Below are 25,906 nucleotides of genomic sequence, written 5' to 3'. Positions count from 1 at the left end.
AGTGCGCGAACAAGAAGACCGGCTTCGTCTGAGGGGCACGGCCGCTGCATCGCCACCAACGACGTCGACATCTGTTGCACGGCAAGAAGTCCGCGATCGGGTCCGCAGAGGCCGAGGACTGGGCCCTGCTCGACAGCCGCGTCCACTTGGCCCCCTGTGCAGCGTGTTCCGCGGCTGGAGGTTGACCTCCTGGAGGGGTGTCGGCTTCCACGGGCCGGCGCGCTCGCGATGAGCGAGGAAGCGCGCCGCGCCGCGCGTCGCCTGCCCACGGTGGTTCCGGCCGACTGGCTGTTCGGCATCAGCCCCGCCGCGGTCGACCTGTACGCCGTCGGTGTCCACTGCGCTCGGCGACGCCGGCGCCGCGCTGGAGACCGGGAAGAGCCTGCGGGCTTACGAGGTTGTGAGCGAATACGGATCGGACGTGCTGGCCTTGCGGCCTGGCTGATGGGAGGTCAGCAGCCAGCGGCGCGGACGAGGACGAGTTCGGTGCTCGTCCGTTGCTTCGCGGCCCGGCGGTAGGCGCGGTCGGACACCAGGCCGGCAACGGCCCGATGGATCTCCGGATGGTGTTCACGGCGGCCGATGTACCGCTGGAGGGGGCGCCACTGCTTGTGCTCGGCGTTGGTGTGCTCCACGCAGATCCGCGTCGAGGACTGTCGGCGACGCTTTTCACGCCAGGCGTATCTCTCGCCCAGCGGCGCGTCGTCTTTCGGTTTGCGGGGCGGGGCGCCGACCTGGCCGGGGAACTCGTTGGCCAAGCCCCGGTATCCCGGCCAACTCCTCGATCAGCTCGCGGAGATGCGCACGGGAGATGCCGGTGAAGGCAGGATGCGACAAGGAGGCACGGGCCCATACAGACGACACACCCCCATAACATCCACAATCCTCTTCACGTTCCGAGGGAGCCTGCACCCGGCCGTCGCACCATGTAGACGTCGATCGGGTCCTGAACCTCCACGGTGAACCCGTGGCGCTCGTACAGCCGCCGGGCAGCGCTGCCCTGCAGGACGTTCAAGCGGACAGGCACGCCGTCAGCATCGATCTGCTTCAGCAGTGTTCGCAGGACAGCCGATCCGAGCCCTCGGCCCTGGAGGCTCGGGGCGAGATAGAAATGCTCCAGCCACCGCCCGTCCTCGGCCGGCCGCAAAGTGACGCAGCCCGCGAAGGCGCCATCGGCCACGATGACCAACGTGTGCTGCGGGGAGAAAGTATCCCGCAGCCGCTGCCGGACCCGATGCTCGTCGAACCGGCCCAACCGCTCCAGGTCCGGGCGCATCACCGTTGCCCGCAGCTCCGCGATCGCCTCGACATCCGCCAGCTCTGCGGAACGCAGCACCCATGCCACGGGACGGCCCGACTCGATCCCGGGCGCCGCCCGGCCCTGCCGCATCCCGTCCGCCCTCGCACTTGTATCCATGGCCGGAGTATTTCAATGGCCCTCGATAGCCACGTACACAGCTGACCGGGCACGCAGCAGCCCCTATCGCACACCGCGCCGTTATCTGTTCCCGGCCGCGGAGCGTAAGGCGCATGGGGACCAACACGGGGACGGCCTGGTGGGCGTGGAGCCGGCCCGAGCACGACCGTTGTGAGTCAGACGGCTCGGACTGCGGTGAGACCGATCAGCAGCACGCCGGGCACGTCCGGCAGCGACACCTTCAGCCCGTCCCCGTCCCACGCCGCAGAGCCGCCGGTACGGAGGGGATGCAGGATCTCCGCGGTGACTTCCGATCCTGCGAGGCGCCGGATCGACAGGCGCAGGTCGGCCTTCCCGCCGCGACGCCAGACCGAGAGGTAGGCCATAGGACTGTCGGGTGCGTGCAGGCCCATGGCCAGCCATTCGTCGGTCCATCCCGGCAGGCCCAAGGGCCAGAAGGGCACGGCGCCGACGAGGTCCGTGCGGATGGTCTTGTACACGGCCACGGCATCCCGGACGAGCGCCAGCTGGTGCGGTGACATCCGGTCCAGGTGGCCCGACAGGTGGATGCGTCCGAGCAGGGCGCCGCCCAGGGTGAAGGCGTTGAGGGTGTCGTCGTAGCCGGGCTGCGGGTAGGCCCAGACCGCGCCCTGCTCAGGGGGGACGGCGGTCGGCGCGGAGGCGGCGATGGCCGGATAGCGCATCGGGTCCTGCTGGTCGCTGGTGGACTGGAGCTGGGTCACGGCCAGGGTGGCACCGTCCATGCGCATGCCGCCGGAGGCGCAGTTCTCGACGACGAGGTGCGGATACCGGTCCAGTACGCCAGAGAGCCAGTCTAGGTAAGCCCGGGCGTGCCCCAACAGCCCCGCCCCGGGGGCGGTGTCACTCGGCCCGCAGGTGCCGGGGTCGATGACGATGTTGTAGTCGAGTTTGAGGTATCCCACGCCCCAGCTGGCGACGATCCGGTCCACCGTCCTGTCGAGGTGTGCGCGGGCGGCAGGGTGTCGCAGGTCCAGTTGGTGGCGGCCCTGTTCGCTCAGGCGCACGCCGTCGCGCTGGAAGAACGCCTCCGGTGGGAGCTGGGACGCGACGGGGCTGCGCACGCCCACCACTTCGGGTTCCAGCCACAGTCCGGGCACCATGCCGCGTTCCCGGATCCGGTCCAGGACGGCGCGGATGCCGCCGTCGGGGAAACGCCGCCGGGAGGGCAGCCACTCCCCCACGCTGTCCCACCAGCCCACGGTGTCGTCGTCGTACCAGCCGGAGTCGATGCAGAAGTACTCCGCGCCGGCCTCGGCCGCGGCGTCGATGAGCGGCAGTAGTTTCTCGGTGGTCGGGTCGCCCATCAGCGTGTTCATGTAGTCGTTGTAGACGACGGGCAGCCCTGTGTGGTCGGGGTGCGGGCGGCGTACGGCGCGGCGGTAGGAGGTCAGCGCTCCGAAGGCGTCATCCAGTCCGGAACCAAGGGCGAGCACGCCGGGCACGGTGGTGAACTCGGCACCCGGCTCCAGTCCGGCCCGCCACTGGTGCTCCGCGTCCGTGGGTCCGTTCAGCGCCAGGTGTGTGCCGTGGCGGTTCTCGCCCAGGTCCCACCGCCAGCCGGCCGGGGACTCGATCTGCCAGATCCAGGCGTGGCCTTCGCCGCGCGTGGTGGCGGCGCCCATCGGGAGGTGTCCGCTGGTGGGCCAGCTGCCCCGTCCGGTGAGCGAAAGGGCGGCCCGGCTGTCGTGCTGGTGGGCGTCGACGCTGATGTCGACGACGGTGTCGCGCAATGGCTCGGCGTACCAGCGGCACTCAGCCAGCCAGTCGTTGCGTGCGCGGTGGACGTCGAGGCGGTCGGGAGAGGGCAGGGTGCCGAGCAGCAGGCTGCTGACGGACTGGACGACCATTCTGTGGTGGCCTTCGTTGCGCAGTCGGACGCTTGAACGCAGCACCGGCAGGCCGATGGGCGACGACAGTTCGACGATGACGGCCAGGCCGCTTTGCGCTTCGTCAAGTTCGACGGTGAGTCGGGTCCAGCCATCGCGTTCCAGGATGCTGTGACCTCGGTAGCGGAGCCGCGCGCCGAAGGCGGTGCCGGTGAAGCGCGGGCCGGACCAGCCGCTGCCGTGACCGAAGGCGGTCAATTCCACCAGAGGCAGTGGCGCGTCCGCGTCGGGTGCGGGCGCCGGGTCGCCGGGGCGGTCCAGTCGGGTAAGCCGCGGGACCGAGTCGGCGCCGATGAGCAGCTCCGCCTCCAGCGCGCGGTGACCCCACATGATTTTCTGGAGGGTGTTGCCGGGGGACGCGCCCGCCGCATCGGACATGACGGTCAAGGTCGGTTCCCTTCCGAGCCGCGCGACCGGCGGCCTGTTGTTGCGTGAATCCATCGTTACGGGCTCTTGACGAGAAAAATGTGACCGGTCACAATCCTGACATGAATGTGACCGGTCACACAAGGCGCTCCGTAAGTATCCGGGACGTCGCCACCGCAGCCGGGGTCTCCTATCAGACGGTCTCCCGGGTGATCAACGAGCATCCCAGCGTCAAGCCGGCCACCCGGGAGCGCGTGCTCGCGGTCGTCGACGAGCTGGGCTTCCGACGCAGTTCGACCGCATTCGCCCTGGCCAGCGGACGCAGCCGGACCGTGACCGTGCTCACCGCGAACACCACGCACTACGGCTACGCCTCGATCCTCCAGGGCGTCGAGGAGGCGGCCCGCGCCGCCTCCTACGCGGTGGGTATCAGCGTGCTGGAGTCCACCGACGACGAAATCGCGCTGCAGGTTCAGCGGGCCACGGACACCGGCGGCGGCCTGATCGTGATCGCATACGATCCCGCCGGCGTGCGCGCCCTGGACGCGGTGCCCCCAGAGCTGCCCCTCGTCGGTGTCGTGGAGACCCCGGCGACCCCGCCCGGGGCCGACCGCCCCTGGGTGTGGACCGACGACCGCGCCGCCGCCTTCCAGGCAACCTGTCACCTGCTCTCCCTGGGCCATGAGACCGTGCACTACGTCGCCATCCCTTCCAGCACGCGGCGGACCAGTGCTCGGACCAAGGGCTGGCGACAGGCGCTCAAGGAAGCCGGCGCACCTCAGCCCCGCCCTGTGCAGGGCAGGTGGGGGCCCGACGGCGGCCATGCGGCGGGCCTGAAACTCGCGAAGGACCCCGGCGTCACCGCGATCCTGTGCGGCAACGACGATCTTGCGCTCGGGGTGATCCGCGCCCTGCACGAGGCGGGCCGGGCCGTCCCCGGCGATGTGAGCGTGGCCGGTTTCGACGACGCCCCGCACTCCGCCTACCTCGTCCCCTCCCTGACGACCGTACGCCTGGACTTCACCGGCCTGGGGCGGTCCGCGTTCGGCCTGTTGCACGGCGCTCTGGAGCAGTCCGCGCCGGTGAGCCCTCACCTCGTCTGCGCGCCGCACCTGGTCATTCGGGAGAGCACGGGACCAGTGCCCACGCACGAGTGACCCGCCGCCCGTCCCCCGCCCCCGTCCTGCAAGCCTCCAGCGCACGCTCCCTGCCCTGATTCTGCCTCGCCTCTCCTTGAGGCCGTTCTTGTGAAAGGCACGTCATGAAGAGAAGAACCCTCACCGCGCTGGCGTTACTGTGTGCCGCGGCCCTGTCCGCCACCGCATGCAGCGACCCCACCGCCGGCGACGCCGGTTCATCCGGCGACGAGCAGGTCAAGGTCGATCCGACCGCCCGGCTGGACGGCGTGAAGCTGACGATGTGGACCGCGCAGAACACGCTCAACGCGCCCAAGCAGGTCGTAGAAGCCTTCGAGAAGGCTACGGGAGCCGAGGTCGAGACCCAGGCGATACCAGACCTGTACGAACAGAACGTGCCGACCAAGCTCGCCTCCGGCGAGAGGCCCGACCTGATGTTCTGGCAGCCGTCGATCTCGACGCTGCCCTTCATCCAGCCGCAACAGAACCTGCTCACCCTCGACAACGAGGAGTGGGCCTCGAAGCTCGGAGACACCGAGAGGACGCTGGGCGTCATCGACGGCAAGCGTTACGCGGCGATCGTCACCAGCCCCGCGATGCTCGGTGTCTACTACAACAAGGACGTCTTCGAGCAGGCTGGACTTACCGAACAGGACTTCCCCACCTCGTACGACGAGCTGCTCAAGCTCGGCCGCACCATCGTCGACAAGACCGCCGCCGCCGCCTTCTACGAGGCAGGCGGCGACAAATGGCCCATGCAGTGGCAGATGCAGGTCCAGCTCACAGACCTCGACGAGCAGTGGTGGGCCGGCCTCAACCGGAACAAGGAGAAGTGGACCGACCCGGTCGTCGTCGGCGCGATCAAGAAGTACAAGGAGAAAGTGCTCGACGCGGGGCTCGCCCAGAAAAACTACAGGACCGGCACCTTCACGGGCCAGGCCGACTCCCTCTGGAAGGGCGAGTCCGCCATGGTCCTGAACGTCACCTCCTTCCAGAGCCAGTTGCAGGCCAAGTACTCCACCGCCGAGATCGACGAGAAGATCGGCTGGTTCCCGATCTCCAACTCCTCCGCGACCGGCATGTACTCACCCGACCAGACCAACGGCGTCGTCGCCTTCAGGACCGGCGACGAGAAGCGGCACAACGCCGCCCGCCAGTTCCTCGCCTTCTGGCTCGGACCCAACTACCCCGAGTACGTCAGGACAATGAGGATCCCGTCCGTCCAGCCGTTCGTGCTCCACCCGGACGGTCTTCCGCAGAGTTCACAGGCTCAGCTCAAGGCGCTGCCCTCGGCCGTCGGCGTCTTCCAGGCAAAGGCGATCGTCGCTCCCGACACACACCTGTACCTCGCCGACATGATCTACGGCAAGAAGGACCCGCAGCAGGTCGCACAGGCGATCCAGGACCAGTTCGCGCAGGTGGCCAAGGCCCAGGGCGCGCCCGGTTTCTAGCCTCACCGACCCGACGGGCAAGGACTTGCGATGGCGCACACGGCCTTACGAACACGCACACACGAAGCGGCGACCGGCGAGGGCCGGAGGCAAAGGGCGGGACGACTGCCGCGCGCAGCCGTCCACCACCCCTGGTGGTTCGCGCTCCCCGCGATCGCCGTCTTCGCCGCCTTCTTCCTGGCGCCGAACCTGCTCAACTTCTATTACCCCTTCACCGACTGGTCCTCGTACCACGCCGACGTCGCCTTCACCGGGCTGGACAACTTCAGGGCCATTGCGGACGACGGATCGCTGCTGCGCGCTATCCGCACCACCATGCTGTACGCCCTGCTGGCAGCGTTCTTCCAGAACGGGTTCGGACTGCTGCTGGCCCTGCTGCTGGAGGCGGACTCCCGGTTCAACCGCTTCTTCCGCGCCGTCTTCTTCCTGCCCGTCCTCATCTCGGCACTGGCCACCGGCTACGTCTTCCAAGCCCTGCTGGACCAGGACGGCGCCGTCAACGGCCTGCTCGGCACGGACATTCCCTGGCTCGGATCGACGACCTGGACGCTGGTCGTGGTCACCGTCATCCACGGCTGGAAGTGGATGGGCCTGTCCATGCTCGTCTACCTCGCCGGCCTCAAGGGCATCCCGGGCGACATGCTCGAGGCGGCCCGGATGGACGGCGCCGGACCGTGGCGGACCTTCTGGTCGGTGCGCTGGCCGATGCTGGCGCCCGCGCTCACCTTCAACGTCACCACGGCGCTGATCGGCTCGATGAACACCTTCGACATCGTCCAGGCCACCACCGGCGGCGGCCCCGCCGCCTCCACCGAAGTCTTCAACATCTACATGTTCCGCGTCTTCGGCCAAGGCCTGTACGCGCAGGCCTCCGCCATGAGCCTGGTCCTCTTCCTGGTCGTCGTCGCCATGGCCATTCCTCTGGTCGTCGGCCTGCGCCGAAGGGAGCAAGTGCTGTGAGCATCTCCGCGAAGGCGATTCCGGCCGTGCATCCCGCCTGGCGCTACGGCCGCCCGGCCATCGTCCTCCTGCTCGCCGGGCTCTCCGTCGGCGTACCCGTCTGGCTGGTCGCCCTCACCTCCACCAAGCCGCAGTCCGAGGCGATCAAACCCAACCTGGACTTGCCGCGGCAGTGGCAGCCCGGCAGCAATTATGAAGACGCCCTCAGCCAAGGCGAAATGCTCCGCGGCTTCGCCAACTCCCTGCTGGTGGTCGTGCCTTCGGTCGCCCTCGTGCTGATCCTGGGGGCCGCCGCGGCCTGGGTGTTCGCCCGCCGCAAGTCGAAGCTCGTCTCCGCCGCGTACGCGCTGTGCATCAGCGGACTGCTGCTGCCGCCCGCCGTGATCACCATCGTGATGGAACTGCGGCAGCTGGGGCTCGCCGGCTCCCGCCCCGGCATGATCGCCGTGTACACCGGGATGTACCTCTCGACGTCGATCTTCTTCATGACCGGCTTCATCAAGGCCATCCCGGTGGAACTCGAGGAGGCCGCACGCATGGACGGCGCCGGGCCCCTGCGGATCTTCATCCACATCATCATGCCGTTGCTCCGGCCCGTCATCGCCACCGCGACGATCATGGTGATGCTCTACGCCTGGAGCGATGTCTTCTACGCCTTCTTCGTTCTCGGCGGCGGAGACGGGGCGACCCTCCCACTCAACCTCTACAAGGTCGCCAGCGCACAGCTCTACCTCAACAACTGGCATCTCGTCTTCGCGTACATCGTGGTGATGAGCCTGCCCATGGTCGCCATCTTCCTGGTGGCGCAGCGAAAGATCGTGTCCGGAATCACCAGTGGAGCCGTCAAATAGCCGACGGCCCGACAAGCCGTCCCTCGCCAGCGCCACGGACCGGCACCAGGAGTGCGCCGCATCCCGGGGCTCGCCCCTGTGTCACGCACCTCCAGGTGGGGACGGTCTCGGCGGTGCTCTCGGCAACAACGCCTGCCCACCACGGCAGCGGTTCCGCGAAGCAGGTCCCCGAAAGATTGCCGCCCCGTACGCCTACGAGCCGACTCGATCGCCTGTTCGGGCGACGACGCGCAGATGTGAGTCCAGCCGTCTACGGGCCGTGCCGCTCACGAGACGGGGCGGACCACGCTCACCTTCAGGAGCTGACGCATGAGACAAGTCTTCGCCCGCCTGACCGTGGCCGCCGCCATGGCCATCGCAACCGGATTACTGACGTCGCCTGGGGCCGCCGCGGCCGAGGCCGAGGTGCTGACCGTCGACTTCGCCGAGAGGACCGGCTCCTTCCGTGGGGGTGCCAGCGGCACGCTCTACGGCTTCGGCGATGACGGCTCCCCGACTCAACCGATCATCAACGGCGCTCACATCACCAACTCCTCGCAGAAGCCGCAGGGCGGGCTCCAGCATCCCAGCGGAGACGTCCGCAACATCGAGGGCGGCTTCTTCGCGAAGCACGGCCGCGAACTCGCGGTCTATGTCCAGGACCTGTATCCCGACTGGGCCTACCACGGCAACGTGCGCCCCCAGGACACACGCACCTACGACCAGTCGGACGGCTCCTGGACCGACGGCGGGAACGGAACCTGGGACTACCTCGAGGTCGTGCGGTACGTCGTCACGGACATCGCCACCAACTCGGACCACCCGGAACAGTACCTCTTCATTCCCTTCAACGAACCGGACTGGATCTGGTACGGGGACTGGGACACCATGCGGGACCAGTTCCTGGCCGACTGGAGTGAGGTCCACCGCCTCATCCACAGCATCTACGACGACGTGTTCGACGGAGCCGTCACTCCACGCATCGGCGGTCCCGGTCACGCGACCTGGCAGGGCGGTGACAGCGATCAGCGTGAGCGAAGCTTCCTCCAGTACACCGCGGACCACGACGTAGTGCCCGACGTCTACGTCTGGCACGAACTCTTCACCAGCCCGGACGCCTTCCGCCAGCACTACCGCGAGTTCCGGGCTCTGGAGGACGACGTCCTCGGTCCGGACTCCGAACTGCCCGTCACGATCAGTGAGTGGGGCGTACTGGAAGACATGAGCACCCCGGGGCGAATGATCCGCTGGTTCGACGCCTTCGAAGAAGCGAAGGTCGACGCCCAGGCCGCCTACTGGAACTACGCCGGCAATTTGTCGGACAACATGGCCAGGGCCAATGGAGCCAACGGCGGCTGGTGGCTGTTCAAGTGGTACGGCGACCTCGCCGGCTCCGAAACCGTTCAGGTGACCCCTCCCCGGGCCGACGTCTGGAACTCGCTGCGCGGCATCGGCGCAGTGGACGGAAAGAACAGGAAGGCCAGCGTCCTGTACGGCGGCACGAACGCCAACGTGACTCTCCATGCCAGTGGCCTCGACCCGTCGCTGTTCGGGGACTCGGCCGACGTCGAGGTCAGAGAGATCTCCCTTTCCGGCGCGGAGGGAATACAGGGCTCCCCGCGCCTCGTAGCCGCCCATGACGGTCTGCCGATCGGCCAGGACGGAACACTGCCCGACCTCACTCTCCCGACCCGCGACGAGGACTCCGCCTACCAGGTCCTGATCACCCCGAGCCAGGCACGCGACGTCGAACAGACACTGGCTGCCCAGCCCTGGAGCTGGTCCACGGAGGCAGAGGACACCCAGCTCACCGGTGCGCAGAGGCGCGATGCCACCGGCCATGCCTTCCAGGCATCAGGTGACGCCGACGTGTTCCGCTTCAACCAGGCCGGATCCCGCTCCGACTTCACCGTCACCCTGCCCCGCGCGGGCACCTATCGCCTCCAGGTCATCGGCTCAGCGCCCGCGCCCGGCCGCCATGCCTTGTTCGTGGACGGTGAGTTCAGCAGGACGGTGCAGTACTCCGCCGACCTGGGCAGCGGCCGGGCCGAACGGATCTACCGGGGCAGCACCGAGGTCGACGTCGAGTTGCCCGCCGGAGAGCACACCCTGTCCCTGCGCACCAGCAGGGACGGCACGAACGTGCTGCCCAACAGTGACATCAGCTTGGACAAGTACACCCTCACCGACGTCACCGGCGGTGAACCGACCGTTCATCCCGCCAGCACCATGCGTCTCAAGGGCGGTGCCCGCCTCGCCTACGGTGACGCGAGTACGGCGGGTTCCGCACGCATCGCAGGCCGGGGACAGCGGGCCGACCTGTACCTGACGGCCTGGAAGTCGGGATACCACAACATCGCCATCGACTACGCGACCACCGCGGCCGCCGCGGCGACACTCACCGTCAACGGAGCCAAAGCCGGCACCTTCCAGGCCGACGGGGCCGGCACCTGGCGTTCCACCGCCCCGGTGTTCCTCGCCGAGGGCATCAACGAACTGGGAATCACTTCCGCCCAGGGGATCAACGTCTACGCGGTCGCAACCACACGGAACGCACAGGCCGATACCTCGGCCGTGACCGTCCAGGCCGAGGACGCCACCCTGCACGGCATGGCGGGGATCGCCACGCTGCCCGACGCCTCCGGCACCAACGCCTCCGGCAACGCCTACGTCCGCTGGCTCGGCAACGACACCGAAGACTCCCGCAACGCCCTGGAGCTACCGCGCCAGGCGGGGATCGACCGTCCGGGTGTCCACGTTGTCGTTGTGCGGTACTCCAACGCCGAACTGAGCGGCGGCCACGCCTACAACCCACAGGTCGTCGACCGCAGGCTGCAGATCGCCGAGACCGGCGGCAAGGGCCGCGTCGACACCAACGTCCGCAACAACCACCACTGGGACAGCTTCTGGGAGCGCTCGGTCCACATCGATCTGAGCACTGCTGACGGCTCCCTCACGCTGGGCAGCGAGGAGCCGGGCGCCTGGGCACCGGATATCGACTCGGTGACCATCGCCCCCCTCTCCCCCGACGGTTTCCGCACAGACCCCGCCTAGAAGACTGATGAAGATCTTGAAGGGCTGCCCGGCCAGAGGCCGGGCAGCCCTTCTGGCTGTAAGCACACGAGGCGACGGCACCGGTCGATGCGGTCGCCTCTGCGGCGGGCGCGGTCTCGACGAGGTCGGTCTCCTCCGGCTGCGGCGGGGCGACCGTCTCGACGACGGGTATGTCGCCGGCCTCGGGCCCGGGTCCTCAGCGGCTGCCGGACCGGCCGCCGCAACCAGGGTCGCCGGGGTCATGCAGGCCAGAGTCAGCGCGGTACGCGCAACGCGCGGGTTCTTCATGGAGCCGCCCATCTCGGTGGGCCGCCCCCGTGGCGATCAACGACCCGAACGCTACGCAGCGGGTCATGCACGCAGCAGCCATGCACGGCAAAGCCTGAGAAAGATTCGAGCAACGGTCGGCGACCAGCATTTCACTCGTCGTGGTCAAGCCACATGGTCAGGCGAAGAGCTGTCATCAGGGATGAACCTGGCATGGCGTTCCCAGCAGGGCCACGCCCTCATAGGGGTGGCCCGCCCCGTGCTGCCGTCCAGGCGACTGCCGACGTGAGGGCCCCCTACAGGCCAGTGACGGCACGGGCGGGGGCATGACGGTCAGGCGAGGTTCTTGGTGAAGAACTCGTCGAGCCGGTCGAAGGGGATGAGATCCGTGCGGTCGTACAGGTCGACGTGGTCCGCACCCGGGACGATCACGAGGTCGACGGTGCCGGGGGCCTTTGCCTGGACGTCCTCGGAGTAGTAGCGGGAGTGCGCATCGGCGCCGGCCACCAGCAACGCCTTGCGGGGGGCCAGCATGTCGATGTTCGTCATCAGCGGGAAGGCGAAGAACGACATCGGCGTGGTTCCGGTCCACGCGGTGGTGGAGTTGATCGAGCGCGGGTGGTAGCCGCGCTCGGTGCGGTAGTAGTCGAAGAAGATCTTCGTGACCGGGTCGGCGTCGGCCGGGAGGGTCTCGGGCAACACGCGGTTGGAGGGGGCGACGTTACCGCTCTCGTCGAAGGGGACCTCGTGGGAGAGCCGCGCATAGGTACCGTTCTCGGCGTCGATCCAGCGCTGCCGGCTGACGTGGTCCGCGACCGCCTGGCGCTGCTCACGCGTGTAGTAGTCCTCGTGACCGCGGGATATGCTCCGCGACATGTCGTACATCGAGGCGGTGGCGACGGCCTTGATGCGGCTGTCTGCCGCCGCTGCGGTGAGCGCCATGCCGCTCAGGCCGCAGATGGCCTGAGCGCCGATCCGCTCGCGGTCGACGATCTTTTGCAGGCCGAGGAAGTCGACGGCGGCGCTGTAGTCCTCGGTGTAGATGTCGGGCGAGGCCACGTCACGCACCATGCCGCCGCTCTCCCCGGTGAAGGAAGGGTCGAAGGCGAGGGTGACGTAACCGCGGCGGGCGAACTCGTTGGCGTAGAGCCCCGAGGACTGTTCCTTGACCGCGCCGAACGGGCCGCTGACGACCAGGGCGGGCAACTTGCCCCTGCCCTTTTTCGGCACGTAAAGGTCTGCGGCGACCTCGATGCCGTATCGGTTCTTGAACCGCACCGACGTCCGCTTGACGTTCGGGTCCAGAGCGAAGGTGTAGCCGCCCTCGGCTGCGGTCCCGCTCCGTCCTGCGGCGCCCGCGGCGCGGCCGGTCTCTGCACCGAAGGAGGGCGCGGCCGTGAAGGCGGCGGCACCGGTGGCGGCGATCAGTCCGAGCGCTTTGCGACGTTCCATGGAGTGAACCTCTTCTTCAGTCGGTGGAGGAAGTGCGCGACGGCCCGCGGGGGCGCGACCGAGGCGCGATGTGCACAGACCGCTTTCTGCGTCCGGCGTGGCGAGTTGGGTGCTGCATGACCCGGACACGCCGGAATCGGACGAGGAGGACCTGACGGCTTGACGGCAGTGCAGGGGGTTACTGGGCGGTGTAGCCGCCGTCGACGGGCAGGGCGACGCCGGTGACGTAGCTGGCGCCGGGGCTGGAGAGCCACAGGACGGCCTGGGCGATTTCGTCGGCGGTGCCGAGACGGTCGATGGCCTGGCCGATTTCGGCCTGGGCGGGGTCGAGTTCACCGCCTTCGATCATGGCGTCGACCATGGGGGTGGCGATGGTGCCGGGGCAGACGGCGTTGATGCGGACGCCGCGGGGTCCGTATTCGAGGGCGGCGCTCTTGGTGAGGCCGATCACGCCGTGCTTGGCGGCGTGGTAGGCGGCGCGGCCGGGGTTGCCGACGAGGCCGCCGAGGGAGGAGCAGTTGACGATGGCGCCGCTGCCCTGGTCGCGCATGTGGCGCAGTTCGTGCTTCATGCTCGCCCAGATGCCGCGCAGGTTGATGTGCTGGACGCGGTCGAACTGTTCGGCGCTCTCGTCGGCGGCATCGGTGGGCGGGACCATGATTCCGGCGTTGTTGTAGGCCATGTCGAGGCGTCCGAAGGTCTCCACCGTGTGGTCGACGGCTGCGGCGACCTGGTCCTCGCCGCTGACGTCGCAGACCAGGGCGAGGGCCCGGTGGCCGGCGTTGGTGAGTTCCTTCACGGCGGCGCTGACGGCTGTCTCGTCGATGTCGGCGAGGCCGACGGCGGCGCCGGCTTCGGCGAAGGCGCGGGCGGTGGCCAGGCCCATGCCGGAGGAGGCGCCGGTGACGAAGGCGACCTGTCCGGTGAAGTCATAGGTGGGGTTCATGGAGACGGTTCCTCGCACGCATTTCGACGGGGTGGTCCTGGGGGCGGGGATGCCGGAAGGTTCAGGTGGTCTGACCTCCGTCGACGACGAGGGCGGTGCCGGTGGTGAAGGCGGCGTCGGCGGAACACAGCCAGAGCACGGCGGAGGCGATCTCCTCGGGCCGGCCGAGGCGACCGACGGGCTCGTCGGCGATGAGTCCTGCGCGGCCCCCGGGGCGGGTGTCGCCGAAGCGGTGGATCATCTCGGTGTCGATGATCCCGGGGCAGACGGCATTGATACGGATGCCCTGTGCGGCGTGGTCGAGGGCGGCGGATCGGGTGAAACCGATGATCCCGTGCTTGGCGGCGGCGTAGGCGGCCTGCCCCTTGAATCCCTTGACACCGGCTCCGGAGGAGACGTTGACGATCGCCCCTCCGCCGTCCTGCCGCAGCATCTGCCGGATCTGGGCCCTGGTACACAGGAACGCTCCGGTGAGGCTGACGCCGAGAATGCGGTCCCAGTCCTTCTTGGCGGTGTCGGCGGCCGACCGGACGGGCTGCTCGACGCCGGCGTTGTTGAAGGCCGCGTCCAGGCTCCCGAAGCGCTCGACGGTCCGGTCGACTGCGGCTTGGACGTCGTTCTCGCTGGTGACGTCGCAGGTGAGGGTGAGGGCTTCGCCGCCGTCGGCGTCGATGAGGCGGGCGGTTTCGCGCAGGCCGTCGTCGGACAGGTCGGCGAGGGCGACCCGCGCGCCCGCGCAGGCGAAGGCGAGGGCAGTGGCCCGGCCGATGCCGCCGGCGGCGCCGGTGACGAAGGCGGTCTTGTCCTGGAAGTCGTAGGAGACGCTCATGTGTGTGCTCCCTTCGGGAGGCGAGCCGCAGGCGTAGGGCCCACAGGCAGGTCAGTGCCGCGGAGGCACCGGTGCGCCGGCGCCGGCGAGCAGGCGGGGTCAGGAGGCGGCTTCGATGGTGATGCCGGCTGCCCGACCGAGCTGACCGGCGCTGACGTCGAGGTGGCCGAGGACGAGCAAATCCGGGGAGGGAGCGGGCCCGTCCTGGTAGAAGAGGGCCAGGTTGCCCCAGGGCGCGTAGTAGGCGATGTCGCCTACGGTGGCCGCGACCGGTTCGGGGGCGCCGGCGGTGTCGAGCTTGCGCGGCAGGTCGGCGATCCGCTCGGTGCCGTGGAAATCCTTCAGGTCCAGGGTGAGCGGCAGCAGCGCGGCGAAGTCGCGGGCGGCGGGGCTGTCGTTCAGGACGGCGTCGACGGGGCGGCCGTCGAGGGTGACATGGATGTTCATGGACGTACTCCTCCCGGATGCGGACGGCGAGGTGGGGGCCGCCGACTCCCGCTGCCCCGTGGAGGCGGAGGGGGTGGCGGCCGGGGTGGTCTCCTGTGTTCCGCTGGAGCAGGCACTCACGGCCAGCAGCAGGGCGGCCGCCGAAGCGGCACGGCCCAGGCCACGACGGGCTGCGCGATTCATGAGCGGCGTCCCGGGGATGATCATGTGGGCATGGGCTCGGCGTAGTGCCGGAAGGCGCCACGCTCGGCGTGGATGGCGTACAGGCGTTCGGCGAGCGCGTCGGGGCTGGAGTGCTCGGCGTCCTGGCGGATCGCGCCGGGGACGACGAGCTGGGCGGCGTGGATGTTCTCGGGTGCGAGAGCATCGTGGAGCATGGCCGCGTATGCGCTTTCGGCGGCGAACGCGACCGAGGTGCCGGCCACCTTGGGATTCGGGCGTATGGCACTGCCGCCGTTGACGAACAGCAGCGTGCCCCGGCCCAGTTCCCGCATCCCCGGAAGGACGGCGTGCACACAGGTCACCGGCCCCTTGACGGAGAAGGCCAGCGGGTCCTCCAGGTCGTCGGCGGTCGTCTCCAGGACCGGCTTCATGAAGTCGCCGCGGGGCACCGGGCTGAACTGGAGGATTTCGATCGGCCCCAGCTCCTTGGCCGCCGTGTCCAGGGCTGCGGTCAGGGAGGCGGGGTCAAGGACGTCGGCGGTGAAGCCGCGCGCCCGGATGCCCTCGCCGTCGAGTTCGCCCGTGAGGGCCTCGAGGTGAGCGGCGTTGCGGGACAGGAGGGCGACGTGGTGGCCGGCGGCGCCGAACCGGCGGGCGGCGGCCAGCCCCAGTCCAGGGCCGGCGCCGACGAGAGCGAACGTGGTCACGGTGAGCCTTTCAGGTGAGGCGGTGCGGACGCAGGGCCGGGCGGACCGCAGTGTCAGTCGGTGGCCGGGGCGGCGGTGTACTCGTCGTCGGTGACCGGGTTCAGCCAGTGCACGACGGCGTGGTCGTCGTCGCCCTCGTTGATGGCCAGGTGGACCATCAGCCGGTTCGGGGCGGCGCCGTGCCAGTGCTCCTCGTCGGCCTCGAACAAGACGCGGTCACCAGGCCGGATGACTTCTACCGAGCCGCCGCGGCGCTGGCACAGGCCGACCCCTTCGATGACGAAGACGGTCTGGCCCAGCGGGTGGCGGTGCCAGTGGGTGCGGGCGCCGGGCGTGAAGTGCACCAGAGAGGCGGTGACCCGGGAAGGGGCGGGGGCGGCGGCGACCGGGTCGATGTACACGTCGCCGGTGAACCAGTCGGCCGGGCCCTTGACGGTGTCGAGCGAGCTGCGGGTGATCTGCACGGGTGCTCCTTGTTCCCAAGCGACGGGATCAGGGCTTGAGGAGGGCTTTGATGGCGCGGCGCTCGTCCATGGCCTTGTAGCCCTCGGCGACCTGGTCCAGGGGAAGGCTGAGGTCGAAAACCTTGCCCGGGTCGATCCGATGGGTGAGGACGCGGTCGATCAGGTCGGGCAGGTAACGGCGCACGGGGGCGGGGCCGCCGCGCACGCCGACGTGGGAGAAGAACAGCTCCTGCCCGTCGATCGCGACCTCGTGGGGGACACCGACGAAGCCGACGTGGCCGCCGGGCCGGGCGGAGTGCAGGGCCTGGCTCATGGCCTCGCCGGTGCCGACGCACTCCAGAACGGAGTCCGCGCCGATCCCGCCGGTCAGCTCCTTGATCCTCTGCACGCCCTCGTCGCCGCGCTCCGTGACGATGTCGGTGGCGCCGAACGCGCGGGCGAGCTGCTGCCGGGACTCGTGCCGGGACATGGCGATGATCCGCTCCGCGCCCATCTCCCTCGCCGCGATCACCCCGCACAGGCCGACCGCGCCGTCACCGACGACCACGGCGGTCGAGCCCGGCTTCACCTCGGCGGCGTCGGCGGCCCACCAGCCGGTGCCCATGACGTCGGAGACGGCCAGCAGGCCGGGCCACAGCTCCTCGCCGGGGATCTCGTCGGTGGCGACGAGGGTGCCCTGGGCGTTGGGGATGCGGACGTAGTCGGCCTGGCAGGTGGACATGAACTCGCGGTGCAGGCAGTGGGACTGGAAGCCGTTCCGACAGTTCGGGCAGGTGTTGTCGGAGGTGGCGAAGGAGCCGACGACGAACTGGCCCGGCTTCACCGCGGTGACCTCGGAGCCGACCTCCTCGACGAAGCCGACGTACTCGTGGCCCATCGGGTGCGGGTCGCCGATCGGCTCGGCGCCGCGGTAGGGCCACAGGTCGGAGCCGCACACGCAGGTGACGGCCGTGCGGATGATCGCGTCAGTGGGGTGAAGCAGCTTCGGGTCCTCGAGGGACTCGAAGCGGACGTCGCGGGGGGCGTGGATGACTGCGCCGCGCATAGATGATCTTCCTTCGCGTGCCGAGGCGTGCGCTCCCGGAGGCCGAAGTCGTCTCCGAGTGCAGGGCCGGGTGCACCGTCCCGTCGTCATGACCGGGCGAAAAGCACCACGTCATCCAGGTAACCCGCTCTTCGCGCGGTCAGCGAGACACCATCAAGGGGTGTACCGCCAGTACATCCCTATGGACGCGGGCGGGACGTACCGTCGAAGGCGTGGACAACCAAGCAGAGGTCCGCGAGTTCCTGACCTCGCGGCGGGCCAGGATCACTCCCGAGCAGGCCGGTCTGCCCTCCGGGAGCCGGCGCCGGGTGCCTGGCCTGCGCCGCAGCGAGGTCGCCGCCTTGGCCGACGTGAGCGTGGAGTACTACGCGAAACTGGAGCGCGGCAACCTCGCCGGCGTCTCCCCGGCCGTCCTCGAAGCCCTCGCCCGCGCCCTCCAGCTCGACGACGCCGAACGCGCCCACCTGCTCAACCTCGCCCACACCGCCGACGGCTCCAATGCCCTCACCCGCCCGAGACGCCGCACCGCGCAATGGAAGGCGCACCGCAGCCTGCAATGGGTCCTGAACGCCGTCACCGGTGGCCCCGCTTTCGTCCGCAACGGCCGCATGGACCTCCTGGCCGCCAACGAGCTTGCCCGCGCCTTCTACGACGACGTCTACGCGGCGGCCGGCAACCACGCGAACCTGGCCCGTTTCCAGTTCCTCGATCCCGCCTCCCGGCGCTTCTACCCCGACTGGGAACAGGCCGCCGACGTCGCGGTGGCCATTCTGCGGACCGAAGCCGGCCGCAACCCCCATGACAAGGACCTGCACGACCTCGTCGGCGAGCTGTCCACCCGCAGCGACGACTTCCGCACCCGCTGGGGCGCCCACAACGTCCGCCACCACGGCACCGGCACCAAGCGCTTCCACCACCACACCGTCGGCGACCTGACCCTCGCCTACGAGGGCCTGGAGATGGCCGCTGCACCTGGGCTCACCCTCACCATCTACACTGCCGAGCCCGGTTCGGCCTCCGAGGAGGGCCTGCGGCTGCTCGCCTCCTGGGCCTCCACCCAGAACACCGCCTCGCCAGCGGAGCAGGGTGTCGACTGACCACCACCGGGTTCTCCGAGAGCGCCGCCGGTGTGGACCGTGCGCACGCGCCGCGCGCCGGGCGTCCCAGTGAATCCGTTTCAGCGTCGGCGCCGGCCGAAGTCGGCGACGGCCCTGTGGCTGGCCAGCTGGGCCTCCAGCCGGCTGCGGGCCTCCTCCTTGAGCCGGTGGTTCTCCATCTCCAGGACCTGGACGATCCGCGCCATGAGCTGCAGCCGGGTACGCAGGTCGTCGCGCTCGGCGCGCACGTGCGTCAGGTCTCGCTGCCCGACGCGGGCGCGAGCCCGCGCCCGCGTCGGGCAGCACGTCGGGGCTGGGGTACGGGCTTTGGCCAGGGACGCGGTGGCCCGGGCTCGGGGTGGCGTCGTGGACTCCAACCCGAGCCCTCACGCATGCGCGGTCTTGTCCGCGCCACCATCACCCGGGGTAAGGACGACCAACGTGTGCCTGCTACGGCTCTGCCGAGTCACATACATGCGCGCCGCCAGCGCCTGAATGATGTGCATGCCTCTGCCGTGCTCGTCATCGGCCAGTGGGGAGGCAGCGCTCTCGGGTTCGTCGCCACGATCGATGACCGTGATGTGCAGGAGCCCATTCGCGTCCAGGCGCAGGCGCACGGTCAGGTCGCACCGGCCGTGGGTGGCCGCATTGCCGGCGAGTTCACTCACCACCAGCTCGGCATCCTCCAGCAGCTCGCCGCCGACCTTCCACAGCGTCAGAACCGTCGTGGTGAAACGGCGAGCCAACGGGACGCTGGCAGCCTCCGCGGGCAGCCGGAAGGACGACTCCCGTACCTCACGGGGGGTCGCCTGCTTGCGGGGGGCCTCTTCGCGGAGGTCCAGCAGAGTATGTGTTCGCTCGTACACGGGAAGCCCCTCACGAAGGCACGGAATCCTAGGTGCTGCAGAGACAGAACGGCTGCAGAACTCGCGAGACATCGGCTGCCGTTCCCGTCGGCTGCATCTCGCGTCGGAGATGTCTATACGGTTCCTGGACAAGGGCAGGAAGCGCAAGAGCAACGTTTCGAAACTTTTTTCGTACTGATGGGAAGGGTCGGACCGGCACCGCACAGCGCTCAGCCTCGGGCCGGCCTGGTCGCCGCCTACGATGGGGACGGCCCGCGTCGTGCCGCGAAAGAGAGGCGCAGCTCCCCGTCGGCAGATCCGCGGCGCGGCACAGCCGGTCGATCGACACTGCGCGTGGCCGTCCGTCGGCCGCGGACGGCCGTGCAGCCCGGCGCCTTCCACCGTCCCGATCTGCGAGTGCAGGTGGGCACGTTCCCGTACGCCGACCGCGCGGACGGCCCGAACACGGGCCGTCAGATGGGCGTTGCGCCATCTCTTGACGGCGACCGGGCCGGTTCCTACAGTCCAGTCCATCCAGCGTTACTTGTTTTCGCGCAAAATTTCGGAGCGACGTGCAGTCCGCCTTTCCCGGCCCTGTCGAGAGGACCGATGGAGCACCATGAGCTATGCCAGACGACGGGCGTTGATCGTGCGCGGCGGTCTGGAGGGCTACAGCCCCGTCCAGACCACTGACCTCTTCCTGCCCTTCCTCGACCGGCACGGGTTCGACGTGGTCATCGAGGACTGCCTGGAGGTCTACGAGGACGAGAAGTTTCTGGCCGAGACGGATCTGGTGGTCCAGTGCTGGCCCGGGGGCGAGATCACGCCCAAGGAGAGCGCCGGACTTCGGGCCGCCGTCAGGAGCGGCATGGGACTCGCGGGCTGGGGCGCTGGGCTGGTGGACGCATTCCGGGAGGACTTCGACTACCAGTTGCTCGTCGGAGGGAGGTTCCAGCTCGACCCGTCGGAGTCCGGCCGTCGCCGGGTGCGGCTGGCCGCGGAGCACAGCGACCACCCTGTGATCAGCGGGTTGTCCGACTTCGAGGCCCCCTCCGAACGGTACTGGCCGCTCAGCGATCCCCTGATCGACGTCCTGGCGACCGTCACCTTCGACGGCGACGAGAACCGGCCGGGCGTCGCGTCCGTACCGGCGGTATGGACGCGGACGTGGGGGCGCGGCCGGGTTTTCGCCTCCGTCTTCGGCCACGCGCCCGACGACTTCGACACCCCGCAGGTGCGCGCGCTCACCGAGCGCGGGCTGCTGTGGGCCAGTCGGTGACGCACGCTGAAACGGCGGACGAAGCGGCGGAAGTCGTGACGGAGGCCGCAACGCCGGGGACCGTGCGCCCGAGGTCCGTCCCGGCGGACGCCGGGCGGGTCGTCCACGCCGCTTCCAGGGGCGCCCTGATGTCGTCCACTATGATTTCCTAGCTTCAGTATCGGTTGTTTCGAAACTTTTGCATTTCGAGTGCCGGTACTCGTCCAGCGCACCCAGCCGACGACGGCATCCCTCCCCCGGCGGGATCTGCCGTCGCTCGTCGCCCGCATCGCACCGTGGAAGAGAAGCCATGTCAACAGCCACACCGAGACCCTTGCGGGTCACCGTCTGGAACGAGGGACGGCACGAGCAGCAGAACCCCGAGGTCGCGGCGCGCTACCCCGAGGGCATACACGGGGCGGTGGCGGGGGCCGTCGCCGAGCATCTGGGCGGGACGGCCGAGGTGCGGACCGCGACGCTGGACGAACCGGAGCACGGGCTGACCGAGGACGTGCTGGCCGCGACGGACGTGCTGACCTGGTGGGGGAACCTGGCACACCGCGAGGTGTCGGACGAGGTGGTCAAGCGGGTGCACCGCCGGGTGCTGGCCGGAATGGGCCTGGTCGTGCTGCACTCCGGGCACTTGTCGAAGGTCTTCACCCGGCTCATGGGCACGACCTGCACGCTGCGCTGGCGCAGCGGACGCGATCGCGAAGTGGTCTGGACGGTGGCACCCACCCATCCCGTGGCGGCCGGCGTACCCCACCCGTTCGTCATCGACGAGCAGGAGATGTACGGGGAGTACTTCGACATCCCCGTCCCCGACGAACTGGTCTTCCTCAGCTCCTTCAGCGGCGGCGAGGTGTTCCGCAGCGGCTGTGCCTTCCGGCGCGGCCACGGAAAGATCTTCTACTTCAGTCCCGGGGACCAGGACTATCCCGTCTACCACCATCCCCACGTCCGCCGCGTCATCGCCAACGCCGTGCGCTGGACGGCGCCCGAGGCCGACCGGACGGTCCCCAGGCTGGTCCACAGCGAATCCGGCTGGTTCGAACGGGGCGGCGACCAGGCGTGAGATCCCAGACCTTCAGAACGATCCCGTCCGACCGCGGTCCCTTGCGCGTCCTGGTCGTGGGGGCCGGCCGCATGGCCCGTGTCTGGATCCGGGCCGTCCTGGCCTCGCCGGACACGGAACTCGCGGGCGTCGTCGACCGCGTCCCCGCCCACGCCGAGGCCCTCGTGCACCGGTTGGGCGTGCCGGGAACGCCCACCGGTCACGACCTGGCCTCGCTGGCGGCGGCCACGCGTCCCGACGCCGTCGTGGACGTGACCGTCCCCGAGGCCCACCTGCCCGTGACACTGGCGGCACTGGCCCTCGGACTGCCCGTCCTGGGCGAGAAACCCGTAGCCGCCACGGTGCCCGAGGCACTGCGGCTGGCCGCCGCGTCCGAGGCGGCGGGCGAACTGTTCATGGTCAGCCAGTCCCGGCGGTACAACCGGCACCTGGACGCCCTCCGGGACCGCGCGCACCTGCTCGGCCGGCCGGGCATCCTCACCACCGACTTCTTCCGGGCCCCGCATTTCGGCGGATTCCGCGAGACCATGGCCCATCCGCTCCTGCTCGACATGGCGATCCACCCGTTCGACACCGCCCGCTGGCTCCTGAACGCCGATCCCGTGTCGGTGCGCTGCGAGGAGTACAACCCCTCTTGGAGTTGGTACGCGGGCGACGCCGCCGCCACGGCCGTCTTCGAGATGGCCGGCGGCATCAGGTACGTGTACAACGGCAGTTGGTGCAGCGGTGGCTTGGAGACCTCCTGGAACGGGGCCTGGCGGCTCAGCGCCGAGCTGGGGTCGGCCGTCTGGGACGGCGAGGGCCCGCCCGAGACCGAGCTCCACGAGTCCGAGGGCCGACTGCCGCCGCAGAGCGGGACCGGGAGCGACGACGGCGTTCCGGAAGGAGTGGCGGGCGCGCTGGCCGAGTTCGTCCACGCACTGCGCACCGGCGTCACGCCCACCGGGGAAGTGCACCGCAACGTGCTCAGCCTCGCCATGGTGACGGCCGCCGTGGCCTCCGCGCGAACGGACCGCCGCGTGCACATCGAGCCGCTCCTCGACGAGGCAATGGCCGAGGCGCTCGCTACCGCCACCGGACCGGAAGCGGCACGTCTGCGTGCCTGGCCGTCGGTGGGCGAAGCTCTGGCCGTCACACCGAAAGGACTGAACCGTGCTGGATGACATCACGTCGGCGGACAGCGGTCTGAGAGCCGCGAACCGGCTGCCGCGCCCCACTCTGGCCCAGATCGCCAAGACGGCGGGAGTGTCGGTCTCCACCGTCTCCAAGGTCCTCAACGACCGGACCGACGTCTCGCAGGACACGCGCGCCAAGGTGGACTCGGCCCTGCGTGAGCACCGGTACGTCCGTCGCGGCATCTCCGCCGAGGGGCCGACCGTCCGGACCGTCGACCTGGTGGTGAGCGGGCTCGACGGCTCCTGGCCCGCCAGCGTCGCCAGCGGCATGGAGGCGGCGGCGTACGAGGCCGGCGTCCACGTGGTGATCTCGGTGGCGCGCACCTCCCCGCCCGTCGGCAGGCACCGGGGGCGGGACTGGGTGGACCGCATCCTCGAACGCGGCAGTGCCGGGGTGGTTCTGGGCCTGATCGAACCGACGGAGGACCAGCTGACGAGGTTGCGGCGGGCACAGGTACCGTGCGTCGTCATCGACCCGCTCAGCGACCCGTCGCCCGATGTGATGTCCGTGGGCACGACGAACTGGGCCGGCGCCTACGAGGGGACCGCTCACCTCCTGGAGCTGGGTCACCGCCGCATCGGACTGGTGACGGGTCCGCCCGACCACCTCTATGCCCGAGCCCGGCTTGCGGGCTACCGCTCGGCGATGGCCGCCGCGGGCGTCGAGGTGTCGCCGGAACTGCTGCGGCACGGCACCTACGAGCGGGCCAGCGGCGCCGAGCAGGTCAGGGCTCTGCTCACACTGCCCAAGCCCCCGACCGCCCTCTTCATCTGCTCCGACCACTTGGCCATCGGCGGGTACGAGGCGCTGGCCGAGGCCGGTCTGCGCGTGCCCGACGACGTCAGCGTGATCGGCTTCGACGACCTGCCCGAAGCCCGCTGGGTCAATCCCGCTCTGACGACCGTGCGCCAGCCGCTCAAGGAGATGGGCCGCAGCGCCCTGCGCACCCTGCTCAGACTGATCGAGGGTGAGGAACTGGAGAGCCGCCGGGTCGAGCTGGCTACCACCCTCGTGGTCCGGGACAGTACGGCTCCTCACAAGGAGGCCTGACGGCGCCAACTTTCCGCCCCAAGGGAGCGCTCCCATCGCCCTTCCGCTCGACGCAGCCCGTGGGCGCTGTCGCGGCGTGGTGGGTCTCCGTCTCACGGGAGGTTCCGGGTCGGGTGAGCATGGTGCGAGCCGGTCCGAGTTGCGATGGCTACAGCGCGGACTTTCACCGAATCCCGTCTGATATTGGCCGCAATTTGGATCACAAGAAGGGTTTACGCGAAGCCTTAAGCATAAGTGCCTCGGTCTGTATGCTTATCCCTGGAGAGAGGTATCGCGACACGAGGAGACACGGAGTTGACCATGGAACCGGTAGGCGCGGGCGCCCTTCTGGCGCTACTGCGTAACGGCCAGGCGCAGACCCGCGCCGAATTGGTGCAACTCACCGGTCTCTCCAGGTCCACGGTGGCCCAGCGCGTCGACGCCCTCCTCGATCACCGTTGGATCGTGCCGAAGGGCGACGCGATCTCCTCGGGCGGCAGACCCGCCGTCTCCTTCGCCTTCAACGCCGGCGCGAGGGTCGTGCTCTCCGCCGACGTCGGCACCACACAGACCCGGGTCGCCGTGACCGACCTGGCGACGCAGGTGCTGGCCGAGCGCAGCCAGGACATGGCCATTACCGAGGGACCCGAGTACGTCCTGAAGTGGCTCGTCCAGGAATTCGAGAACCTGCTGGCAGAAACCGGGCACAGCCTCGCCGACGTGTGCGGGGTCGGCATCGGCCTCCCGGGCCCCGTAGAGCACACGACCGGCCGGCCGGTCAATCCGCCGGTCATGTCCGGCTGGGACGGCTTCGACGTGCCGGGCTGGTTCCAGCACAGATGGGGAGCGCCCGTCCTGGTCGACAACTCCGTCAACGTGATGGCTCTCAGCGAGCACGGCGCGCTCAGTCCCCAGGTCGAGCACCTGCTCTTCGTCAAAGTCGGCACCGAGATCGGCTGCGGCATCATCACCGAGCACCGCCTCCACCGCGGCGCGCAGGGAGCGGCCGGGGACATCGGCCACATCCAGGTCACCACTGCGCCGGAGCGGGTCTGCCGATGCGGCAATGTCGGCTGCCTGGAAGCCGTCGCCAGTGGATGGGCGATCGCCGAACGGCTTCGGGACCTCGGCGAGGACGTTGCCGACAGCCGCGACGTGCTGGGACTGGTCCGGACCGGAAACGCCGCCGCGATGCAGATGATCCGTCAGGCCGGCCGGGACATCGGAGACGTACTGGCATCTCTGGTGAACTTCTTCAACCCCGGCGCGATCGTCATAGGCGGTGAGCTCTCCGATGCCGGTGAGCACCTCCTCGCAGGCGTGCGGGAAGTCATCTACAGCCGCTCCCTCCCCCTGGTCACCCAACACCTGAACATTCGTGTCCGCCAGATGGGAGACCGCGCCGGCGTGGTCGGAGCGTCCCTCATGGTGATCGAGCACGTGCTCAGTCCCGCCGCGATCGACCGCTCGGTAGCCGGCGGGTAGGCCCTCAGCTCCTATAGGTTGATGGACGGCGAACTTTTGCTTGACGTTAGGCATAAGCACGGGGGATCATGGTGATCGGCACGGGCAGTTCCGCCTGAGCCTTTACCGATGGCAGTCCCCCGACATCGGTAGACCACGCCGAGGCGCTTCATCCCGAGCCGTACAGGCGCTCCCGGGCACATCGCGATCCGGAACCTTACGGCTGTCACCCTCCCGGGTGAGGCGCCCGGCGTGGCTCACTGGCCCTGGCCATGCGTGACCCGCTCAGGAAATCGAACCGCACCTTCCCCGACCCGCCTTCCGGCGCTTCCACGCCGCTGCCGTCGGCACGCTCGCCTCGCTCGACCAGGGTGCGCTCGGCGACAGCCGGCGCACCGCTGTCTCATCCGAGGCCGGCGAGTTCGAGGAGGAGGGACTTGACCTCGGTGGCCGCGATGCGGTCGCCGAGGGGGTGGGGGGTGGAGCAGATGAGGAGTGGGC

The 25,906-nt window shown here is 69.4% G+C and carries 23 protein-coding genes and 1 pseudogene; 12 read left to right on the top strand and 12 right to left on the bottom strand.

The window, feature by feature from the left end:
• Positions 1–210 precede the first annotated feature (210 nt).
• Positions 211–388, top strand: a pseudogene (locus ACZ6KF_RS30960) (transcriptional regulator); the annotation flags it as partial.
• A gap of 64 nt (positions 389–452) precedes the next feature.
• Here ACZ6KF_RS30960 and ACZ6KF_RS30955 read toward each other — a convergent pair.
• From ACZ6KF_RS30955 to ACZ6KF_RS30945, 3 genes are all read right to left on the bottom strand, one after another.
• Positions 453–758, bottom strand: coding sequence for a transposase (locus ACZ6KF_RS30955; RefSeq protein WP_356635206.1), 306 nt, complete (start codon positions 756–758; stop codon positions 453–455).
• A gap of 131 nt (positions 759–889) precedes the next feature.
• Positions 890–1,390: a GNAT family N-acetyltransferase gene (locus ACZ6KF_RS30950; protein ID WP_469160386.1), complete on the bottom strand. Its 501-nt coding sequence runs from the start codon at positions 1,388–1,390 to the stop codon at positions 890–892.
• A gap of 203 nt (positions 1,391–1,593) precedes the next feature.
• Complete coding sequence (locus ACZ6KF_RS30945) at positions 1,594–3,723, bottom strand: glycoside hydrolase family 36 protein (protein WP_469241385.1); 2,130 nt, start codon at positions 3,721–3,723, stop codon at positions 1,594–1,596.
• Between the two features lie 110 nt (positions 3,724–3,833).
• On the opposite strand from ACZ6KF_RS30945, the gene ACZ6KF_RS30940 reads away from it, so the two are divergent.
• The 5 genes from ACZ6KF_RS30940 (at position 3,834) to ACZ6KF_RS30920 (ending at position 11,142) form a co-directional block, all read left to right on the top strand.
• Complete coding sequence (locus ACZ6KF_RS30940) at positions 3,834–4,868, top strand: LacI family DNA-binding transcriptional regulator (protein ID WP_356635200.1); 1,035 nt, start codon at positions 3,834–3,836, stop codon at positions 4,866–4,868.
• A 104-nt stretch (positions 4,869–4,972) separates the two neighbouring features.
• Complete coding sequence (locus ACZ6KF_RS30935) at positions 4,973–6,298, top strand: ABC transporter substrate-binding protein (protein WP_356635198.1); 1,326 nt, start codon at positions 4,973–4,975, stop codon at positions 6,296–6,298.
• A gap of 30 nt (positions 6,299–6,328) precedes the next feature.
• Positions 6,329–7,258, top strand: a complete 930-nt coding sequence (locus ACZ6KF_RS30930) for a carbohydrate ABC transporter permease (RefSeq protein WP_469241383.1) — start codon at positions 6,329–6,331, stop codon at positions 7,256–7,258.
• A 26-nt stretch (positions 7,259–7,284) separates the two neighbouring features.
• Positions 7,285–8,109: a carbohydrate ABC transporter permease gene (locus ACZ6KF_RS30925; protein WP_469241408.1), complete on the top strand. Its 825-nt coding sequence runs from the start codon at positions 7,285–7,287 to the stop codon at positions 8,107–8,109.
• A gap of 309 nt (positions 8,110–8,418) precedes the next feature.
• Positions 8,419–11,142 carry a carbohydrate-binding protein gene (locus ACZ6KF_RS30920; RefSeq protein ID WP_469241381.1) on the top strand — a complete coding sequence of 908 codons (2,724 nt, stop codon included), beginning with the start codon at positions 8,419–8,421 and terminating at the stop codon, positions 11,140–11,142.
• 600 nt (positions 11,143–11,742) lie between these two features.
• On the opposite strand, the gene ACZ6KF_RS30915 is transcribed toward ACZ6KF_RS30920, so the two are convergent.
• The 7 genes from ACZ6KF_RS30915 to ACZ6KF_RS30885 all read right to left on the bottom strand — a co-directional run bounded on the left by ACZ6KF_RS30915 (position 11,743) and on the right by ACZ6KF_RS30885 (position 17,461).
• Positions 11,743–12,861: an alpha/beta hydrolase gene (locus ACZ6KF_RS30915; protein WP_469241379.1), complete on the bottom strand. Its 1,119-nt coding sequence runs from the start codon at positions 12,859–12,861 to the stop codon at positions 11,743–11,745.
• Between the two features lie 178 nt (positions 12,862–13,039).
• Entirely contained in the window at positions 13,040–13,807 is a 768-nt protein-coding gene (locus tag ACZ6KF_RS30910) for an SDR family NAD(P)-dependent oxidoreductase (RefSeq protein ID WP_356635190.1), read from the bottom strand.
• A gap of 61 nt (positions 13,808–13,868) precedes the next feature.
• Positions 13,869–14,636: a glucose 1-dehydrogenase gene (locus ACZ6KF_RS30905; RefSeq protein WP_469241377.1), complete on the bottom strand. Its 768-nt coding sequence runs from the start codon at positions 14,634–14,636 to the stop codon at positions 13,869–13,871.
• A gap of 99 nt (positions 14,637–14,735) precedes the next feature.
• Positions 14,736–15,083 carry a cyclophilin-like fold protein gene (locus ACZ6KF_RS30900; RefSeq protein WP_356635186.1) on the bottom strand — a complete coding sequence of 116 codons (348 nt, stop codon included), beginning with the start codon at positions 15,081–15,083 and terminating at the stop codon, positions 14,736–14,738.
• Between the two features lie 203 nt (positions 15,084–15,286).
• Positions 15,287–15,952, bottom strand: coding sequence for an SDR family NAD(P)-dependent oxidoreductase (locus ACZ6KF_RS30895; protein ID WP_356635184.1), 666 nt, complete (start codon positions 15,950–15,952; stop codon positions 15,287–15,289).
• Between the two features lie 53 nt (positions 15,953–16,005).
• Complete coding sequence (locus ACZ6KF_RS30890; RefSeq protein ID WP_356635182.1) at positions 16,006–16,416, bottom strand: (R)-mandelonitrile lyase; 411 nt, start codon at positions 16,414–16,416, stop codon at positions 16,006–16,008.
• Positions 16,417–16,444: 28 nt separating this feature from the next.
• Positions 16,445–17,461: a zinc-dependent alcohol dehydrogenase family protein gene (locus ACZ6KF_RS30885; RefSeq protein ID WP_356635180.1), complete on the bottom strand. Its 1,017-nt coding sequence runs from the start codon at positions 17,459–17,461 to the stop codon at positions 16,445–16,447.
• A gap of 212 nt (positions 17,462–17,673) precedes the next feature.
• Between ACZ6KF_RS30885 and ACZ6KF_RS30880 the strand changes: the two genes are divergently transcribed.
• Positions 17,674–18,558: a helix-turn-helix transcriptional regulator gene (locus tag ACZ6KF_RS30880; RefSeq protein ID WP_469241374.1), complete on the top strand. Its 885-nt coding sequence runs from the start codon at positions 17,674–17,676 to the stop codon at positions 18,556–18,558.
• A gap of 80 nt (positions 18,559–18,638) precedes the next feature.
• Here ACZ6KF_RS30880 and ACZ6KF_RS30875 read toward each other — a convergent pair whose 3' ends face one another.
• A complete protein-coding gene (locus ACZ6KF_RS30875; RefSeq protein ID WP_469241372.1) occupies positions 18,639–18,806 on the bottom strand; it encodes a hypothetical protein in 168 nt (55 codons plus the stop codon).
• Positions 18,807–18,944: 138 nt separating this feature from the next.
• Positions 18,945–19,424, bottom strand: coding sequence for an ATP-binding protein (locus tag ACZ6KF_RS30870; RefSeq protein ID WP_356635174.1), 480 nt, complete (start codon positions 19,422–19,424; stop codon positions 18,945–18,947).
• Positions 19,425–20,022: 598 nt separating this feature from the next.
• On the opposite strand from ACZ6KF_RS30870, the gene ACZ6KF_RS30865 reads away from it, so the two are divergent.
• From ACZ6KF_RS30865 to ACZ6KF_RS30845, 5 genes are all read left to right on the top strand, one after another.
• Positions 20,023–20,682, top strand: coding sequence for a ThuA domain-containing protein (locus ACZ6KF_RS30865; protein ID WP_469241370.1), 660 nt, complete (start codon positions 20,023–20,025; stop codon positions 20,680–20,682).
• Positions 20,683–20,995: 313 nt separating this feature from the next.
• Positions 20,996–21,736, top strand: coding sequence for a ThuA domain-containing protein (locus ACZ6KF_RS30860; protein WP_469241368.1), 741 nt, complete (start codon positions 20,996–20,998; stop codon positions 21,734–21,736).
• A 71-nt stretch (positions 21,737–21,807) separates the two neighbouring features.
• A complete protein-coding gene (locus ACZ6KF_RS30855; protein ID WP_400040665.1) occupies positions 21,808–22,899 on the top strand; it encodes a Gfo/Idh/MocA family protein in 1,092 nt (363 codons plus the stop codon).
• Between the two features lie 40 nt (positions 22,900–22,939).
• A complete protein-coding gene (locus ACZ6KF_RS30850) occupies positions 22,940–23,962 on the top strand; it encodes a LacI family DNA-binding transcriptional regulator (protein WP_356635259.1) in 1,023 nt (340 codons plus the stop codon).
• Positions 23,963–24,262: 300 nt separating this feature from the next.
• Positions 24,263–25,426, top strand: coding sequence for an ROK family protein (locus ACZ6KF_RS30845; protein ID WP_469241406.1), 1,164 nt, complete (start codon positions 24,263–24,265; stop codon positions 25,424–25,426).
• Positions 25,427–25,906: the final 480 nt, after the last annotated feature.

This window comes from Streptomyces sp. NPDC046379 (assembly GCF_055587785.1).
This window is presented reverse-complemented; position numbering and strand designations above follow the sequence as displayed.

Coding starts and splice junctions, on each gene's coding strand:
- ACZ6KF_RS30950 (WP_469160386.1), bottom strand. CDS start 1,390: ATGCGGCAGGGCCGGGCGGCGCCCGGGATCGAGTCGGGCCGTCCCGTG.
- ACZ6KF_RS30945 (WP_469241385.1), bottom strand. CDS start 3,723: ATGTCCGATGCGGCGGGCGCGTCCCCCGGCAACACCCTCCAGAAAATC.
- ACZ6KF_RS30940 (WP_356635200.1), top strand. CDS start 3,834: ATGAATGTGACCGGTCACACAAGGCGCTCCGTAAGTATCCGGGACGTC.
- ACZ6KF_RS30935 (WP_356635198.1), top strand. CDS start 4,973: ATGAAGAGAAGAACCCTCACCGCGCTGGCGTTACTGTGTGCCGCGGCC.
- ACZ6KF_RS30930 (WP_469241383.1), top strand. CDS start 6,329: ATGGCGCACACGGCCTTACGAACACGCACACACGAAGCGGCGACCGGC.
- ACZ6KF_RS30920 (WP_469241381.1), top strand. CDS start 8,419: ATGAGACAAGTCTTCGCCCGCCTGACCGTGGCCGCCGCCATGGCCATC.
- ACZ6KF_RS30915 (WP_469241379.1), bottom strand. CDS start 12,861: ATGGAACGTCGCAAAGCGCTCGGACTGATCGCCGCCACCGGTGCCGCC.
- ACZ6KF_RS30910 (WP_356635190.1), bottom strand. CDS start 13,807: ATGAACCCCACCTATGACTTCACCGGACAGGTCGCCTTCGTCACCGGC.
- ACZ6KF_RS30905 (WP_469241377.1), bottom strand. CDS start 14,636: ATGAGCGTCTCCTACGACTTCCAGGACAAGACCGCCTTCGTCACCGGC.
- ACZ6KF_RS30900 (WP_356635186.1), bottom strand. CDS start 15,083: ATGAACATCCATGTCACCCTCGACGGCCGCCCCGTCGACGCCGTCCTG.
- ACZ6KF_RS30885 (WP_356635180.1), bottom strand. CDS start 17,461: ATGCGCGGCGCAGTCATCCACGCCCCCCGCGACGTCCGCTTCGAGTCC.
- ACZ6KF_RS30865 (WP_469241370.1), top strand. CDS start 20,023: ATGAGCTATGCCAGACGACGGGCGTTGATCGTGCGCGGCGGTCTGGAG.
- ACZ6KF_RS30855 (WP_400040665.1), top strand. CDS start 21,808: ATGGCCCGTGTCTGGATCCGGGCCGTCCTGGCCTCGCCGGACACGGAA.
- ACZ6KF_RS30845 (WP_469241406.1), top strand. CDS start 24,263: ATGGAACCGGTAGGCGCGGGCGCCCTTCTGGCGCTACTGCGTAACGGC.